This window comes from Curtobacterium sp. MCSS17_006, assembly GCF_003234215.1.
Classification (GTDB): Bacteria; Actinomycetota; Actinomycetes; order Actinomycetales; family Microbacteriaceae; genus Curtobacterium; species Curtobacterium flaccumfaciens.
Window position 1 is genome coordinate 113130 of sequence record NZ_QKSO01000003.1, and the last position, 16105, is coordinate 129234.

The 16105-nt window shown below is 70.5% G+C and carries 17 protein-coding genes; 3 read left to right on the plus strand and 14 right to left on the minus strand.

Annotation, left to right across the window (positions count from 1 at the left end):
• Positions 1-8 precede the first annotated feature (8 nt).
• Positions 9-377 carry a twin-arginine translocase TatA/TatE family subunit gene (locus tag DEJ21_RS04365; RefSeq protein WP_027464570.1) on the minus strand — a complete coding sequence of 123 codons (369 nt, stop codon included), beginning with the start codon at positions 375-377 and terminating at the stop codon, positions 9-11.
• Positions 378-441: 64 nt separating this feature from the next.
• Here DEJ21_RS04365 and DEJ21_RS04370 point away from each other — a divergent pair, with 64 nt between their 5' ends.
• The gene (locus DEJ21_RS04370) at positions 442-1074 is read left to right on the plus strand and encodes an O-methyltransferase (RefSeq protein ID WP_017887052.1); all 633 of its coding nucleotides are present in this window, start codon (positions 442-444) and stop codon (positions 1072-1074) included.
• A gap of 3 nt (positions 1075-1077) precedes the next feature.
• Here DEJ21_RS04370 and DEJ21_RS04375 read toward each other — a convergent pair whose 3' ends face one another.
• From DEJ21_RS04375 to dapE, 6 genes are all read right to left on the minus strand, one after another.
• Positions 1078-1626 carry a PIN domain-containing protein gene (locus DEJ21_RS04375; RefSeq protein ID WP_111223823.1) on the minus strand — a complete coding sequence of 183 codons (549 nt, stop codon included), beginning with the start codon at positions 1624-1626 and terminating at the stop codon, positions 1078-1080.
• A 2-nt stretch (positions 1627-1628) separates the two neighbouring features.
• Positions 1629-2135, minus strand: coding sequence for a helix-turn-helix domain-containing protein (locus DEJ21_RS04380; protein WP_111223824.1), 507 nt, complete (start codon positions 2133-2135; stop codon positions 1629-1631).
• Between the two features lie 39 nt (positions 2136-2174).
• Complete coding sequence (locus tag DEJ21_RS04385) at positions 2175-2903, minus strand: AAA family ATPase (protein WP_111223825.1); 729 nt, start codon at positions 2901-2903, stop codon at positions 2175-2177.
• Positions 2904-3017: 114 nt separating this feature from the next.
• Positions 3018-3188, minus strand: coding sequence for a DUF3117 domain-containing protein (locus tag DEJ21_RS04390; RefSeq protein WP_017887054.1), 171 nt, complete (start codon positions 3186-3188; stop codon positions 3018-3020).
• A 147-nt stretch (positions 3189-3335) separates the two neighbouring features.
• Positions 3336-4580 (minus strand): hypothetical protein, encoded by a 1245-nt coding sequence (locus tag DEJ21_RS04395; protein ID WP_111223826.1) that lies wholly within the window; start codon positions 4578-4580, stop codon positions 3336-3338.
• On the minus strand, positions 4565-5647 hold the full coding sequence (dapE, locus tag DEJ21_RS04400) for a succinyl-diaminopimelate desuccinylase (protein ID WP_071404160.1): 1083 nt from the start codon (positions 5645-5647) through the stop codon (positions 4565-4567). The genes DEJ21_RS04395 and dapE overlap by 16 nt, the downstream gene beginning before the upstream one ends.
• Positions 5648-5799: 152 nt before the next feature.
• Between dapE and dapD the strand changes: the two genes are divergently transcribed.
• Entirely contained in the window at positions 5800-6765 is a 966-nt protein-coding gene (gene dapD / locus DEJ21_RS04405) for a 2,3,4,5-tetrahydropyridine-2,6-dicarboxylate N-succinyltransferase (protein ID WP_111223827.1), read from the plus strand.
• Positions 6766-7162: 397 nt separating this feature from the next.
• On the opposite strand, the gene DEJ21_RS04410 is transcribed toward dapD, so the two are convergent.
• The 7 genes from DEJ21_RS04410 to typA form a co-directional block, all read right to left on the minus strand.
• A complete protein-coding gene (locus tag DEJ21_RS04410; protein ID WP_111103151.1) occupies positions 7163-8461 on the minus strand; it encodes a citrate synthase in 1299 nt (432 codons plus the stop codon).
• A gap of 164 nt (positions 8462-8625) precedes the next feature.
• Positions 8626-9744 (minus strand): succinyldiaminopimelate transaminase, encoded by a 1119-nt coding sequence (dapC, locus tag DEJ21_RS04415; protein ID WP_111223828.1) that lies wholly within the window; start codon positions 9742-9744, stop codon positions 8626-8628.
• Positions 9745-9756: 12 nt separating this feature from the next.
• Complete coding sequence (gene fdxA / locus DEJ21_RS04420; protein ID WP_017887060.1) at positions 9757-10074, minus strand: ferredoxin; 318 nt, start codon at positions 10072-10074, stop codon at positions 9757-9759.
• Positions 10075-10109: 35 nt separating this feature from the next.
• Positions 10110-11294 carry a PIG-L family deacetylase gene (locus DEJ21_RS04425; RefSeq protein WP_111223829.1) on the minus strand — a complete coding sequence of 395 codons (1185 nt, stop codon included), beginning with the start codon at positions 11292-11294 and terminating at the stop codon, positions 10110-10112.
• A gap of 19 nt (positions 11295-11313) precedes the next feature.
• Positions 11314-11862: a hypothetical protein gene (locus DEJ21_RS04430; protein ID WP_071404165.1), complete on the minus strand. Its 549-nt coding sequence runs from the start codon at positions 11860-11862 to the stop codon at positions 11314-11316.
• A gap of 117 nt (positions 11863-11979) precedes the next feature.
• The gene (locus DEJ21_RS04435) at positions 11980-13173 is read right to left on the minus strand and encodes an amidohydrolase (RefSeq protein WP_027464563.1); all 1194 of its coding nucleotides are present in this window, start codon (positions 13171-13173) and stop codon (positions 11980-11982) included.
• A 97-nt stretch (positions 13174-13270) separates the two neighbouring features.
• A complete protein-coding gene (typA, locus tag DEJ21_RS04440) occupies positions 13271-15193 on the minus strand; it encodes a translational GTPase TypA (protein WP_111223830.1) in 1923 nt (640 codons plus the stop codon).
• Between the two features lie 121 nt (positions 15194-15314).
• Here typA and DEJ21_RS04445 point away from each other — a divergent pair, with 121 nt between their 5' ends.
• Positions 15315-16064, plus strand: coding sequence for a CPBP family intramembrane glutamic endopeptidase (locus tag DEJ21_RS04445; RefSeq protein ID WP_035807570.1), 750 nt, complete (start codon positions 15315-15317; stop codon positions 16062-16064).
• The last annotated feature ends 41 nt before the right edge of the window (positions 16065-16105 follow it).

Sequence of the window (16105 nt, forward strand, 5' to 3'; positions counted from 1 at the left end):
GACGGGCGTCAGGTCGCCTCGGCGTCGAAGGGTGCCGGTTCACCGGCGGCCAGGGGCACGACGGGAGCCGTCGCGCGCACCTTCGAGGCCGTGACCTGCGCGGTCTGGACGGCTGCGGCACTCGTGCCGGAGTCGAGGAGTGCGTCTCGGATGATGCGGCGCGGGTCGTACTGGCGCGGGTCGAGCTTCTGCCACTCGATGTCGTCGAACTCGGGGCCCATCTCGTCGCGCATCCGCTCCTTCGCGGTGTCGGCGAACCGACGGACGGCCTTGACGAACTCGGCCAGCTTCTGGGCGTACATCGGCAGGCGCTGCGGCCCGAGCAAGAGGACGCCGATGACCCCGATGATCAGGATCTTGTCGAGCGGGATGTCCACGCGAGCGAGCCTAACGCGTGCTGCTGCGTTGCACCTCTAGAGTTGTCTCCCGAACGGAGTGTGCGTGTCAGAGAAAGAGTCGAACTGGAAGTTCGCCGAGGACATCGTCTCGGAGACCGAGGCGATCGCCCGTGCTCGTGAGCACTCCCTGGAACTCGGGGTCGAAGCGATCTCGCCCGCGATCGGTGCACAGATCGGGGTCATCGCCGCAGCCTCGCGAGCCACGAGCATCATCGAGATCGGCACCGGCCTCGGCGTCTCCGGCCTGTACCTGCTCGCCGGTGCCCCGAACGCAACCCTGACCACGATCGACGTCGAGGTCGACCACCAGCAGTTCGCCCGCGACGCCTACATCAGCGCCGGCACCGCTCCCGCACGGATCCGGCTCATCCCCGGTCGGGCGAACCAGGTGCTCCCCCGCATGAACGAGGCCTCGTACGACGTCGTCCTCGTCGACGCCGACCCCGAGCACGTGATCGAGTACGTCGAGCACGGGCTGCGCCTCGCGCGCCTGGGCGGCACCGTCCTGGTGCCGCACGCCCTGTGGCGCGGACGCGTGGCCGACCCGGTGAAGCGCGACCGTGCCACCACGGACTTCCGGCTGCTCCTGACCGAGGTGTCGACCTCAGGTGCGGTGCGCAGCGCGCTGTCGCCTGCCGGTGACGGGCTGCTGCAGTTGACGAAGGTCACCAACTAGCGCTCAGAGGTACCGGCGGACGTCCACCGCGAATCGTGGAGCACCCGCCCGACGGAGGGTGTCGAGGACGTCGGCAACGGTCTGCGGCGGGTCGACGTAGTCCTCGGCGATCTCCCGCAGCACCCGTGTCACGATCCCCGGGAACAGGTCGAGCTGGTCGAGCAGGAAGTCGTCCGGATGCACGGCCTCGATGTCGAGCGCCGCGAGCGAGGTGCGTGGGAAGTCCCGGAGGTTGAAGGTGACGAGGACGTCGGCACCCGCACGGACTGCCGCTGCCAGCACGTGCCGGTCCTTCGGATCACAGGTGAGCCCGGCGATCAGGTCCTCGTGCCCGGTGACGAGCGCATCCGGGAAGTAGGTCCGCATCATCGTCAGGCGGCGATCGATCCCCGCGGCGTCGACCCCGCCGCGGATGGCGTTCCGACGGACTTCGTCGAGCACGCTCTCCGACCACAGGGGGCGGAAGACGCCCTCGTCGGCGAGCCGGAGGAAGAGATCGGAGATGGTGATCCCGTAGATGGCGCAGGCGTCGAAGAAGGCCGGGAACGCCACCGTCAGGTCTCCGTACGCCCGTCGTGCTGCTGGCGCTGCTGCTCGCGTTCGAGCGCCTGCCCGTCCCGTGCCGCCGCGCGCAGGGCTGCCCGACGTCGGATGCGGAAGTGTTCTTGGAAGGACACGAGGTCGCGCAGCAGGACCCGTCGATGGCGCCCACGTCTCTCGAAGGAGATCGACCCGTCCTCGAGGTACTTCACGAGCGTCGGGCGCGAGACACCGAGGAAGTCCGCAGCCTGCTGCGTGGTCATCTGGGTGTCGTTGCGCGCGACCGTGACGCCACTGCCGCTCGCCAGTGCGTCGGCGACCTGCTCGAGCACCTCGAACACCTCGTTCGGGATCGTGCGCACGCGACCGTCCGGGGCACGCAGTTCAGCCGTGCCACCGACGAGAGTGTCTCGATCCATCTCGTGGAGCAGCTGCGCGAGTCCGACGAGGTCTTCCCGGTCGTCGCCCGGGAAGTACGTCCGCGACGACGCGCGCCGGTCAGCGGGGTCGGTGATCGTCATGGGAGCACTCTATTCGAAAGAACCGAAAGCAGGCCAGGGTCAGTCCAGGTGCCGCAGGTACCGCTCCGGGGACTCGAGGAACGCCCGCTGGTTCCGCACCAGGTCGAGTTCACTCCACTCGGTGCGCCGCAGGCCCCACTCGCCGACCTCGTGGATCGTCGCGCCCGGGAACGCGGCGAGCACGGGCGAGTGGGTCGAGAGCACGACCTGGCCGACGCCGCTCTCGACGATCGAGCGCAACAGTGCGATCAGGGTGAGGCACCCAGAGAACGACAGGGCGGACTCCGGCTCGTCGAGGATCCAGAGCCCGGGCCAACGCGCCCGGTCGATGACGAAGTCCAGGAACGCCTCGCCGTGGCTGCGCTCGTGGAACACCGGCTCCGGGCGACTGCGGTTCGGGTGCTCCTCGAGGTAGGTGAAGAAGCCGTGCATGGTCTCAGCACGCAGGAAGAAGCCACCGCGGGGCGCACCGAAGTCACGTCGCAGGGCGATGTGCTGCCACAGGTCCGACTCGGACGGACGGGTCGAGTGGTGTGCCCCGGTCGAGCCGCCTTCCGGGGACATCCCGAACGCGAGCGCGATGGCCTCGATCAGGGTCGACTTGCCGACACCGTTGTCCCCGACGAACACCGTCACCGGGTCCAGGTCGAGGCCCTCGTCGAGCAGCTGCCGGATCGGCGGGAGCGTGGCCGGCCATTCGTCGCGCGGCATCGGGTCCGGGTCGCGGTACTCCTCGACGCGTCGGATGGGCAGGTGGGTCCTCGGCACGGCCCCATCCTGCCGGAGCCGACCGACACCGCGTGTGGACGCCCGCTACCGGCGGGCAGACGGAAGGCCCGGAGCGTACACGCTCCGGGCCTTCCGTTCTGGTGCTTCGACGTACTAGGCCGAGACGACCTCAGCGAGTGCGTCGTGGAGTTCCTTGGCCTCGGCATCGTTGACCGAGACGACCAGGCGGCCTCCACCTTCGAGCGGAACCCGCACGATGATGAGTCGACCCTCCTTAACAGCCTCCATCGGCCCGTCACCGGTCCTCGGCTTCATGGCTGCCATCAGATGTCCCCTTTCGTGCAGTAAATGCTGTCCCATTATCCCGTATGGAGGGGGCAACTGCGAAACCGCCCAGGTTGGGGGTGTCGGATGTGGCGTCCAGATGCTCCGCAGAGCGCGGATCCACGGGCCTCCGGCGCCCCGCATCGATCACGGCGGGGTCCAGTCGTAGCCGTCGATCCACCACGTGTAGTACAGCCAGACCCACTGCAGCCCGACGAACGCGACGACGACGGCCACGCGGTACACCCGCGACCGCGGCAGCGCCACGATGCCGAGCAACGGCGCGATCGGCACGAGGATGCGCCAGGTGCTCGACTGCGGGAAGAACACTGCCAGCAGGTACACCAGGTACGCCACGCCCCAGAGTCGGAGCTCGATGCCGATCCGGCGCGCGGCGGGCATGCACACGAACGCGGCGAACCCGACGAGCACGACGACGAGCAGCACCGTGCCGGCCGGCTGCCCGAACCACCAGCCGAACCCCTGCACCCACGGCGCGAACGGCACGAGTTCCTTCCACCCGATGTACGACGACCGCCAGGCGAGCTCGGTGTCCGTGTAGGCCTTCGGCACGCCGGTGACCGCCCACGCGATGGCCGGCCAGGCCAGACCGACCAGACCCGACACCGTGGCGACCACCGCGGGTGGGACGAGCCGGCGGAGGGTCAGCGGTTCCGACGAGCGCACCCACGCCGGGCGGATCGCCCACGCGGCCACGAAGAGCACCACCAGGAACGCGAAGGCGAGCCCCGTCGGTCGGGTCATGCCGAGCAGGAGCACGACGGGCAGCATCGCCCACCACCGTCGATCCACCATGAGCAGCAGCGCGACGAGCAGCAGGAACAGACCCATCGACTCCGCGTAGGCCACCTGGAACATCGCCGACACCGGTGCGACGCAGAACAGCACCGTGGCGAACGTCGCCCGTACGGGATCGAGGAACCGTCCCATGAGCCTGCGGAACACCAGCGCGGCCCCGAGTCCGGCGAGCAACGACACCGAGACCGCGACGAACTCGAACGATGCTCCGGTGAGCAGCGTGAGCGCGCGCACCAGGAACGGGTACGCGGGCATGAACGCCCACGCGTTCTCGGTCACGTGTCCGGCGGCGTCGACGGGCAGCGTCGACGGGTACCCGCCCGTGGCGATCACGCGGTACCAGGCGCCGTCCCAGATCGACGCGAACGACAGGTAGCCCGGGCTCTGCACGGTGAACGAGTTCGCCGCCTGCACCCGGGCGAAGGCGAGCATCATGGCGCCCGTGACGAGCCGCGCCAGCACGTACACGACCGTGATGCGCACCCACCACGGGACGACCCGGTACCGGGCCCGCCAGCGGTTCCGAGCAGGGGTCCTCCGGGTGGCCCCCGCCGTCGTCAGGCCGTCAGCCACCGACGCAGCCCGGCCTCGACCGCGGTGATCTGCGCGACCGGGACCTGCTCGTCGTCGTGGTGGGCGAAGACCGGCTCGCCGGGGCCGTAGTTGACCGCGGGGACCCCGAGCGCCGAGAAGCGTGCGACGTCGGTCCAGCCGTACTTCGGACGGGGCTCCGGTCCGCCGACGGCCGCGACGAAGTCCTGCGCGAGCGGGGCGTCGAGTCCGGGGCGGGCACCGGCGGCGAGGTCGACGATCGTGACCTCGTACCCGTCGAACAGCTCGCGGATGTGGGCGACGGCTTCGTCGGCCGAGCGCGAGGGGGCGAACCGGTAGTTCACGTGCACCATCGCCTCGTCGGGGATGATGTTGCCCGCGATGCCGCCGCTGATGCCGACCGCGTTCAGGCCTTCGCGGTACTCGAGCCCGTCGACCGTGACGGTGCGGGGCTCGTAGGCGGCCAGGGTGGCCAGGATCGGGGCGGTCTTGTGGATCGCGTTGTCGCCGATCCAGCTCCGGGCGCTGTGCGAACGCTTGCCGAACGTGCGGATCTCGGCACGGAGGTTGCCGTTGCACCCGCCCTCGATCTGCGCCCCGGACGGCTCGCCCAGGATCGCGAAGTCGGCGGTGAGCAGTTCGGGTCGAGTCCGGGCCAGGCGGCCGAGGCCGTTCAGGGCATCGCTGACCTCTTCGTGGTCGTACCAGACCCACGTGACGTCGACCGAGGGGTCGACCAGGTCGTACGCGAGCTTGAGCTGCACCGCGCAGCCGGCCTTCATGTCGACGGTGCCGCGGCCCCAGAGGATCTCGGTGCCGTCCTCGGTGGTCCGGAACTCGGTCGGCAGGTTGTCGTTGAGCGGCACCGTGTCGATGTGACCGGCGATGACGACGCGGCGGTCGCGGCCCAGGTTCGTCCGCGCCACGATCGCGTCGCCGTCGCGGATCACCTCGAGGTGCGGCAGCGGTGCGAGCACGGCCTCGATCGCGTCGGCGAGGGCCTGCTCGTTGCCGGACACCGACTCGATGTCGCAGATGGCACGGGTGATGTCGATGGACGAGGCGGTGAGGTCGAGGTGCTCCGGCATGCGGGCAGCCTACCGGCCGCCCCTCGCACCGCCCCGGCAGTCCGGACGGTCGGGAACCCCACCGACCCAGCAGGCGGGACGGTCGGCGACCGCACCGCCCCGGCAGTCCGGACGGACGGTGCCCGCAGACCGGCTCTCGGTACCCTGGAGCCGTGACCGACACGACTGCCTCCGACCGCCCGACCCACGCCTGGGGCCACGGCCTCGCGACGATCGCCGCCGACGGCACGACGCTCGACACCTGGTACCCGGAGACGCACCTCGGCGCGCTGCCCGCCGACGCCGTGTTCCCCGCCGAGCTGCAGGCGCACGTCGGTGACGACCCCCGCCGCGAGGTCCGGATCGAGGCCGTCACCACCGAGATCACGATCGACGCCGCTCCGACGAGCACCCCGGACGCGTACCTCCGCCTGCACCTGCTGAGCCACCTGCACGTCCGCCCGAACGAGGTCTCCCTCGACGGTGTCTTCGGCCACCTGCCGATCGTCGCGTGGACCAACGCCGGCCCGGTGCACCCCGATTCCCTGACGCGCCTGCGCCCGTCCCTGCAGCGCGCCGGCATCGCCGTGCACGCCATCGACAAGTTCCCGCGCCTGCTCGACTACGTCGTGCCGGACCGCGTCCGCATCGGCGACGCCAACCGCGTCCGCCTCGGCGCACACCTGGCGCCGGGCACCACCGTCATGCACGAGGGCTTCGTGAACTTCAACGCCGGCACCCTCGGTGACGCCATGATCGAGGGCCGCGTCTCGCAGGGCGTCGTCGTCGGCAACGGCACCGACATCGGCGGCGGCGCCTCGATCATGGGCACACTGTCCGGCGGCGGCACCCACCGTGTCTCGCTCGGCGAGCGCGCGCTGCTCGGCGCGAACGCGGGCCTCGGCATCTCGCTCGGTGACGACTCCGTCATCGAGGCCGGTCTCTACGTCACGGCCGGCACGAAGGTGGTGCTCGTCGGCGCGGCACCGAACCCCGACGGCACCCCGAAGACCGTCAAGGCCGCGGAGCTCTCCGGCACCCCGAACATCCTGTTCCGCCGCAACAGCATCAGCGGCGCCGTCGAGGCACTGCAGCGCAAGGGCGAGGGCATCCAGCTGAACACCGCGCTGCACGCGTAGCGCTCGGCCAGCGGTCACGACGCGCCGCCTGCGCGCGCCGAGGGCGCACGAACTGTCGCTCCGGCACCTGCCGGACGACAGTTCGCGACCACTCGGCGGAAGTGAGCGGCGCGTCCCACGATCGCGCACCCACCGACGCACCCGCCTGGAGGCCCGGTGCCGGTCCACGAGACCGGCACCGGGCCTCCAGGCGGTCGCGTCCAGAGCCCCGCGAGCGGTCACAACACGCCGTCCGCGTGCGCCGAGGGCGCACGAACCGTCGGTACGGCGCCCTCCGAACGGCAGTTCTCGACCACTCGGCGGAGGTGAGCGGCGCGTCCCGCCGGACGGCGGCACGCGGCGCACACGCACGAGCGCCCCGCGCCACGGAACCGTGGGGCGGGGCGCTCGGAGTCGCTCAGCGCTCGGGGACGTCGCGCTCGGGCGCACCCACGTAGAGCTGCTGCGGGCGACCGATCTTGTTGAGCGGGTCGTTGTTCAGCTCGCGCCACTGGGCGATCCAGCCCGGCAGACGACCGATGGCGAACAGGACGGTGAACATCCGCGGCGGGAAGCCCATCGCCTTGTAGATGATGCCGGTGTAGAAGTCGACGTTCGGGTAGAGCTTGCGGCTGACGAAGTACTCGTCCTCGAGCGCGATCTGCTCGAGTTCCATCGCGATGTCGAGCAGGTCGTCCTGCACGCCGAGGGACTCGAGGACCTCGTGCGCGGACTCCTTGACGAGCTTCGCGCGCGGGTCGTAGTTCTTGTAGACACGGTGCCCGAAGCCCATGAGCTTGACGCCCTGCTCCTTGTTCTTCACCCGCTCGACGAAGCGCGTGACGGGCTCGCCCGAGTCCTTGATCTGCTGGAGCATCTCGAGCACGGCCTCGTTCGCGCCGCCGTGCAGCGGGCCGTACAGGGCGTTGATGCCGGCCGAGATCGAGGCGAACATGTTCGCCTTCGTCGAGCCGACCATGCGCACCGTCGAGGTCGAGGCGTTCTGCTCGTGGTCCTCGTGCAGGATGAGGAGCCGCTCGAGCGCCTTCGAGAGCACCGGGTTGGGCTTGTAGGTCTCGGCCATGGTGCCGAAGTTCAGCCGCAGGAAGTTGTCGACGAACGACAGCGAGTTGTCCGGGTACAGGAACGCCTGCCCGATGGCCTTCTTGTGGGCGTACGCGGCGATGACCGGGAGCTTGGCGAGGAGCCGGACGGTCTGCAGCTCGACCTTCTCGGGGTCGTCGACGTCCATGTCGTCCTCGTAGTACGTGGACAGGGCGCTCACGGCGCTCGACAGGACGGACATCGGGTGCGCCGAGTGCGGCAGGGCGTCGAACAGGCGGCGGAGGTCTTCGTGCAGCAGGGTGTGCCGACGGATGCGGGCGTCGAACTGCTCGAGCTCGGTGGGGGTCGGCAGCTCGCCGTAGATCAGGAGCCACGCGACCTCGAGGAAGGTGCAGTTGCCGGCGATCTGGTCGATCGGGTACCCGCGGTAGCGCAGGATCCCCTGGTCGCCGTCGATGTAGGTGATCGCGCTCTTCGTCGCACCGGTGTTCACGAACCCGTAGTCGAGCGTGTTCATCCCGGTCTGCTTCTTGAAGGTCGAGATGTCGATCGCGGACGCGCCGTCGACGCTCTGCAGGATCGGGAACTCCGCCGTGCCACCCGGAAACGTCAGCGTCGCGGTCGCGCCCTGCTGTTCGGCGGCGGGACTCACGGGGACGGGCGTGGTGGGCGGTGTGGCCGTCTTCTGAGCGTCATTGGCAGTGTCAGTCACGAGGACAGCCTAATCGCGGCACCTGTCGGTCGTGCACACATCCCAGGTGACGATTTGGTGGTTCCCACGGATTGCGGGCACCACCGGAACCACTTGGGTCCGTGCTACGCGGTGCCGAGGCGACGGCTGCTCGCCAGTCGCTGCGACGCTGCGGCGATGCGTTCGTCGGTCGCCGTGAGGGCCACGCGGACGTGCTCGCCCCCCGCTGCGCCGTAAAACGTGCCCGGTGCGACGAGGATCCCGCGGTCGGCGAGCCAGGCCACGGTGTCGAGTGCGGGTTCGCCACGGGTGGCCCAGAGGTACAGCCCGGCCTCGCTGTGGTCGATCCGGAACCCGGCATCCTCGAGTGCTCGCCGGAGCATGTTCCGTCGCGCTCGGTAGCGGGCCTTCTGCTGCTGCACGTGGGTCTCGTCCTGCAGCGCGACGACCATGGCCTGCTGCACGGGCAGCGGCGGCATGAGCCCGGCGTGCTTCCGGACGGCAAGGACGTCGGCCAGGATCGCGGCGTCACCGGCGACGAAGGCCGCACGGTAGCCCGCGAGGTTCGACTGCTTCGACAGCGAGTAGACGCTCAGCACGCCGTCGAGCGAGTCACCGACCACGCGGGGGTCGAGGATCGTGGGCGTCGGGGTGGTCGCGTACTCCGGGTCCCACCCGAGCTCGGCGTAGCACTCGTCGCCGACGATGACGGCCCCCAGCTCGCGGGCGCGCACCACGGCGGCACGGAGCTCGTCGATCGTCAGCACGCGGCCGTCCGGGTTGCCCGGGGAGTTCAGCCACACGAGCTTCGTGGTGGACGGCCACGCCGCGGGGTCGTCCGACGCGAGGGCTTCGGCGCGGACCAGTGCGGCGCCGAGCTCGTACGTCGGGTACGCGGCGGCCGGGAATACCACGGTGTCACCGGGCCCGATGCCGAGCCAGAGCGCCAGGCCCGCGATGAACTCCTTCGACCCGATCGTCGGCAGCGCGTTCGCCTCGGTCAGGGCGAAGCCGTGCCGACGGCCGTACCAGTCGGCGATGGCATGCCGCAGCGCCGGGGTGCCGGCGACCTGCGGGTAGGCGTGCGCGTCGGTCGCGGTGGCCAGGGCGGTGCGGACGACCTCGGGCGTGGGGTCGACGGGCGATCCGACGCTGAGGTCGACGATGCCGCCCTCGTACGCCGCGGCGCGCTGCTTGAACGGGACGAGCTGGTCCCAGGGGAAGTCGGGGAGGTCGAGCGCCACGAGGGGGTCCGGTCAGCCGCGGACGGGCTCGGCCGCGACGACGGGGTGGTCCTTGTGGATCACGCCGACCTTCGCAGCGCCGCCGGGCGACCCGACCTCGTCGAAGAACTCGACGTTGGCCTTGTAGTAGTCGGCCCACTGGTCGGGCAGGTCGTCCTCGTAGTAGATGGCCTCGACGGGGCAGACCGGCTCACACGCACCGCAGTCGACGCACTCGTCGGGGTGGATGTAGAGCGAGCGGTCACCCTCGTAGATGCAGTCGACCGGGCATTCGTCGATGCAGGCACGGTCCTTGACGTCGACACACGGCTGGGCGATCACGTAGGTCACGGTTCGGGTGCTCCCTTCGACGAGCGGGTTCGAGTCTACTCGCGGCCCGGGGCCGTCCGGGACCGCAGCCCCGACAGGTCCGGCCACGCGAGGACCAGGGCGGCGATGACCGCGGGGGCGAAGGTCCACACGTACCCGGCCGCGTTGGCGAGGACGAGCGGCGAGCTCTCCCCGCCGACCGACACGAGCACCTGCGTCGCGACGAGGATCCCGATGCCGATCGCAGCGACCATCGTCCGCGAGCGGTAGACGAGCCGCACGCCCACGGTCAGGCCGAGCACGATGAGGGTGGTGACGACGAGTCCGACCGGGAACGCGCCGATCGTCTGCTGGTGCGTGACCGTCCCGAGCCCGCCGGCGAGCAGCCCGAGCAGCAGCGAGACGACGACCGCCGCGGCCTTGCCCTGGCCGGACATCTCGGCGTAGGTCTGCGGCGCCGTCGGCTGCGGGGCCGCGTCGTGCCGGAACGCCTCGACCGCCGGGGCGTGCTGCCGGACGCCGTGCGGCATCACCCACGACAGAGCGCTCGGGTCGGCGGGGTCCACGGGGTCGACGGCGACCTGGGAGCGGTACTGCTCGACCGCCGCACGCACCTTGGCCCGGACCGGCAGGACGTCGACCGTGACGTCGGCCTGACCGCTGGCGGGGTCGACGATCATCGAGAACGGGACTTCTTCGGCACGGGCCGCGTACTGCGCCGCGTGGTGCATCCGCACGTGGTCGGGGTGCCCGTAGCCGCCGTCGTCGGCGTAGCTGATCACGGCGTCGGCACCGGTGGAGCGGATGGCGGCACGGACGTCGTCGACGACCTCGCCCAGGTCCGCCGCCGTCAGCGAGTCGGCCGGGGCGTCGTCCGCGGCGGTGGCCCGCCCGTCCGGGGCCCACTGCATGCCGGAGTCGACGTAGCGACGCTCCGGCAGGTCGGTCGGTCGGGCACCGCGCCCGCCGAGCCACAGGTGCTGCGGCCCGCCGAGGGCGGCGAGGGCCGCGGCGATCTCGGTCTCCCGGTGCCGCGCCACCCGCGCGGGGTCGCCGGCCAGCGGGGCCAACTGCTCCGTGAGCATCTCGCCGCGCTCGCCCCGGGTCGCGGTGAGCACGGTCACCTCGGCGCCGCGCTCGAGCAGGGTCGCGATGGTCCCGCCCGACGAGAGCGTCTCGTCGTCGGGGTGGGCGTGCACGATCAGGACGCGCTCGGGGCGCGTGGCAGGGGCCTTCGACATCGTCCCCAAGGGTACGGGACTAGCGGGGCGTGACGATGTAGGTCGCCGTGACGCCGCCGCTGTCCTTGGTCTCCGAGAAGGTCAGGACGACGCGGTAGGCGTCGCTCCGGAACATCCCGAACGCGCTCGACGAGTCCGCACGCTTGGCCGACTCGGTGTACCCGGCGTCGGTGAGCTGCTGGACAGCGGCCTGGAAGTCGTCGACGGAGGCCGCCCGGACCTGCGCGACCCACCCCGAGCCGTTCGGTCCGGCTCCCCCACCGAGCACGGTGCCGTCGACGAGCGGGACGTCGGCCGACGGGAACCCGTCCGGCACCTTGCCGTCGGAGGTCACGTCGGCGCCCTTGAGCGCCGTGTCGAGCGCGCCGTCGATGCCCCCGGCGACCGACGACATGCCGTCCTGGATCGCCTTGCCGTCGATGCCGGCGACCCCGTCGGCGACGTTCGACGCGACGGAGGACCCGAGGTCGGTGGCCTGCTGCACGGCCTGGGTCGAGCAGCCGGTGAGTCCGGCCAGGGCGATGCCGGCAGCGACGGCGGCGATCAGCGGGGTACGGAGGGAACGCATGGCGCGACCGTAACGGACGAGCCGGGAGGCCCGGCGCGAGTTGGCTGTGAACGTGCCGTCCCCGGGGCGGTCACGTGCGCGGCGGGGCCGCCCCGGGCCTCCTTCCCGGCGAACGTGTCAGGCGACGTAGGCGCGCGTCGCCGCGACCAGGGCGTCGACGCCGACCGGGATCGCGGTCTCGGCCTGCGGCGCGTAGAACGGCGAGTGGTTGCTCGGGATCTCCTCGCCGCGGCGGAAACGCTCCGGGTCGGTGATACCCGTGAACCAGTACACGAGCGGCGCTCCGGCGGCGGTGGCGAGCTGGCCGACGTCCTCCGACGCCATGGCGAGCCCGATCTCCAGGTCGCGGGCTCCCGGCACCTCGGCGCGGATGGCCTCGAGCACGGTGGCGGCGGCCTCGGCGTCGTTGACGGTGACCTCGGCGCCCGGCGCGCGCACGATCGTCGGCTCGGACAGGCCTCCGGCCGTGCTCTCGGCCCGGACGATGCGCTCGATCGAGGCGATGATGCGCTGGCGGGTCTCCTCGTTGCGGGCCCGGGTCGAGATCTCGATCACGGCCTCGTCGGGGATGATGTTCGCCCGCGTGCCGGCGTGGAAGCTGCCGACGGTCACGACCCCCGCGTCGCTCGGCGAGACCTCGCGGGCGACGACCGTCTGCAGCCGCACGACGGCCGAGGCCGCGGTGACGACCGGGTCGAGCGAGGCCTGCGGCGCCGAACCGTGCGCCCCACGGCCGTTGAAGGTCACCGTCAGCCGGTCGCTCGACGCCATCACGGGGCCGGTGCCGACCGCGACGATGCCGACCGGTGCGGGTGCGGAGTGCTGCCCGAGCACGACGTCCGGCTTCGGGAACCGCTCGACCAGGCCGTCCTCGACCATCGCGCGGGCGCCGGAGATGACCTCTTCAGCAGGCTGGAAGACGGCGACGACCGTGCCGCGCCAGTCCCCCGTGGTCGCCACCAGGCGCTCGAGCGTGCCGAGCAGCCACGTGACGTGGATGTCGTGGCCGCAGGCGTGCATGGTCGGGACCTCGCGGCCCTCGTCGTCGGTGCCGACGTGCTCGCTGGCGTAGGACAGGCCGGTGCGTTCCTGCACGGGCAGGCCGTCCATGTCGGCGCGGAGCCAGACCACGGGGCCCTCGCCGTTCGACACGACGCCGACGACGCCGGTGCCGCCGACGCCCGTCGTCACCTCGATCCCACCGATCTCGGCGAGCTTCGCAGTGATGACACCGGCGGTGCGGTGCTCCTGGAAGCCGAGCTCCGGGTGGGCGTGCAGGTCCTGGTAGATCGAGAGCAGGTCGAGAGTCACGCTGACCACGGTACAACCGCGAACGGCCCGGCCACCTGTTGCAGGTGACCGGGCCGTCGGACGGAGGACGGGCCTCCGCGGGTGTTGCCGCTGGTGCTTACGCGTCCTGGCGCTTGAGACGCGCGTAGGAGCGCTGGCGAGCCGAAGCGTCCAGCTCGACCTTGCGGATGCGCACGGCGGCGGGGGTGACCTCGACGCACTCGTCCTCACGGGCGAACTCGAGGCACTCCTCCAACGAGAGCTGACGCGACGGCGTCATCGACTCGAACGTGTCGGCGTTGGCCGACCGCATGTTGGTGAGCTTCTTCTCCTTGGTGATGTTCACGTCCATGTCGTCGGCGCGCGAGTTCTCGCCGATGACCATGCCCTCGTAGACCTCTTCGGTCGGGTTGACGAAGAACGACATCCGCTCCTGGAGGTTCGTGATGGCGAACGGCGTCACCACACCGGAGCGGTCGGAGACGATCGAGCCGTTGATGCGGGTCTGGATCGCGCCGGCCCACTCGTCGTAGCCGTGGAAGATCGCGTTGGCGATGCCGGTGCCGCGGGTCTCCGTGAGGAACGACGTGCGGAAGCCGATCAGGCCGCGCGACGGGACGATGAACTCCATGCGCACCCAGCCGGTGCCGTGGTTCGTCATGTTCTCCATGCGGCCCTTGCGAGCGGCCATGAGCTGCGTGATCGCGCCGAGGTACTCCTCCGGCGTGTCGATCGTCATGTGCTCGTACGGCTCCTGCAGCTTGCCGTTCTCGTCACGCTTCGTGACCACCTGCGGCTTGCCGACGGTGAGCTCGAAGCCCTCGCGACGCATCTGCTCGACCAGGATGGCGAGTGCGAGCTCACCACGGCCCTGGACCTCCCACGCGTCGGGGCGGCCGATGTCGAGGACCTTGAGCGAGACGTTGCCGACGAGCTCGCGGTCGAGGCGCTCCTTGACCATGCGGGCGGTCAGCTTGTGGCCCTTGACCTTGCCAACGAGCGGGCTGGTGTTCGTGCCGATCGTCATCGAGATCGCCGGGTCGTCGACCGTGATGGTCGGCAGCGGGCGGACGTCCTCGGGGTCGGTCAGGGTCTCGCCGATGGTGATCGTGTCGAAGCCGGCGACGGCGACGATGTCACCGGGGCCAGCCGACTCGGCCGGGTAGCGGTCGAGCGCCTTCGTGATGAGGAGCTCGGTGATGCGGGCGTTGACGACGGCGCCGTCGTGCTTGACCCACGCGACCGTCTGGCCCTTCTTCATGGTGCCGTGGAAGATGCGCAGGAGCGCCAGGCGACCGAGGAACGGGGAGGCGTCGAGGTTCGTGACGTGCGCCTGCAGCGGGTGCTCGTCGTCGTACTTCGGGGCCGGGACGTGCTGGAGGATCGCTTCGAACAGCGGCTCGAGGTCGTCGTTGTCGGGCAGCTCGCCGTCGTTCGGCTTGTTGCGCGACGCGGCACCGTTGCGACCCGAGGCGTAGACCACCGGGACGTCGAGGATCGCGTCGAGGTCGAGGTCGTCGACCTCGTCCGACAGGTCGGAGGCGAGGCCGAGGAGCAGGTCCTGGGACTCGGAGACGACCTCGTCGATGCGGGAGTCGGGCCGGTCCGTCTTGTTGACGAGCAGGATCACCGGGAGCTTCGCGGCGAGCGCCTTGCGCAGCACGAAGCGGGTCTGGGGCAGGGGACCTTCGGAGGCGTCGACGAGCAGCACGACACCGTCGACCATGGAGAGGCCGCGCTCGACCTCACCACCGAAGTCGGCGTGGCCGGGCGTGTCGATCACGTTGATGGTGATGGGGCCGTCCGCGCCGAACTCGGTCGCGTGCTTGCCGTTGTAGAGCACCGACGTGTTCTTCGCGAGGATCGTGATGCCCTTCTCGCGCTCGAGGTCGTTCGAGTCCATCATGCGGTCTTCGCCCTCGAAGTGGGCGTCGAACGAGTTGGTCTGCGTGAGCATCGCGTCGACGAGGGTGGTCTTGCCGTGGTCGACGTGTGCCACGATGGCGACGTTGCGCAGGTCGGACCGGGTGGCGAGCGCCATACAGGACATCCTTCAATTTCTGGGAGAGTGTCGGGCCAGTGTTTTCACAGCACCGCACCCGTGGGCAGAACGCCCGACACGCCAGTCTACCGGTAGTTCGCAAGCGACAGGAGTACAGCGCATGAGCCGTCGGCGAACGTGGGTCGAGATCACCATCGTCCTGCTGCTCTCGCTCGGTGCCAGCGCCCTCTACTCGATCCTGCAGATCATCGACGACCTGTCCCAGACGACCCCGCTCGGCGAGCAGTCGACGGCGCTGAACACCTCGTCGACGACGGTGCAGTACGTCGACCTCGCCCGGCAGCTCCTCGGCATCGCGGTGGACCTGGCCCCGGTCGCGCTCGTCTGCTACCTGCTGTGGAGCACGTCGCGACCACACCTCGGCCGGCTCGGGATCGACCGGTTCCGGGCGAAGCCGGACCTGGGCGGCCCGGCACTCATCGCCCTGTGCATCGGGATCCCGGGGCTCGCGCTGTACTTCGCGGGGCGGGCGCTCGGCATCACGGTCGCGGTCGACCCCGCCGCGCTCAACTCGTACTGGTGGACGGTCCCGGTCCTGCTGCTCTCCGCGATCCGCTCGGGCCTGCAGGAAGAGGTGATCGTGATCGGGTACCTCTACGCCCGACTCGGCGACCTGGGCTGGGGCCGCTGGCAGATGATCCTGTCGACCGCCCTGCTGCGCGGCAGCTACCACTTGTACCAGGGGTTCGGGGCGTTCATCGGCAACGCGGTGATGGGCGTCGTGTTCGGCTGGATCTACACGAGGTGGGGCCGACTCCTGCCGCTCGTCATCACGCACGCCCTGCTCGACGCCGTGGTCTTCGTCGGGTACCCCTGGGTGGCGCACGCGTTCCCGCAGTTGTTCTCGTAGGCAGCTGCGCGCCGCTGGCAGCTCGCGCACGCGCCGCTGGC

Excerpts from the sequence above, each read along its gene's own strand:
- DEJ21_RS04390 (WP_017887054.1), bottom strand. The coding sequence starts at position 3,188 with ATGGCAGCCATGAAGCCGAGGACCGGTGACGGGCCGATGGAGGCTGTT.
- DEJ21_RS04380 (WP_111223824.1), bottom strand. The coding sequence starts at position 2,135 with ATGACGATCACCGACCCCGCTGACCGGCGCGCGTCGTCGCGGACGTAC.
- dapE (WP_071404160.1), bottom strand. The coding sequence starts at position 5,647 with ATGCCGGAGCACCTCGACCTCACCGCCTCGTCCATCGACATCACCCGT.
- typA (WP_111223830.1), bottom strand. The coding sequence starts at position 15,193 with ATGGCGCTCGCCACCCGGTCCGACCTGCGCAACGTCGCCATCGTGGCA.
- DEJ21_RS04430 (WP_071404165.1), bottom strand. The coding sequence starts at position 11,862 with ATGCGTTCCCTCCGTACCCCGCTGATCGCCGCCGTCGCTGCCGGCATC.
- DEJ21_RS04425 (WP_111223829.1), bottom strand. The coding sequence starts at position 11,294 with ATGTCGAAGGCCCCTGCCACGCGCCCCGAGCGCGTCCTGATCGTGCAC.
- DEJ21_RS04445 (WP_035807570.1), top strand. The coding sequence starts at position 15,315 with ATGAGCCGTCGGCGAACGTGGGTCGAGATCACCATCGTCCTGCTGCTC.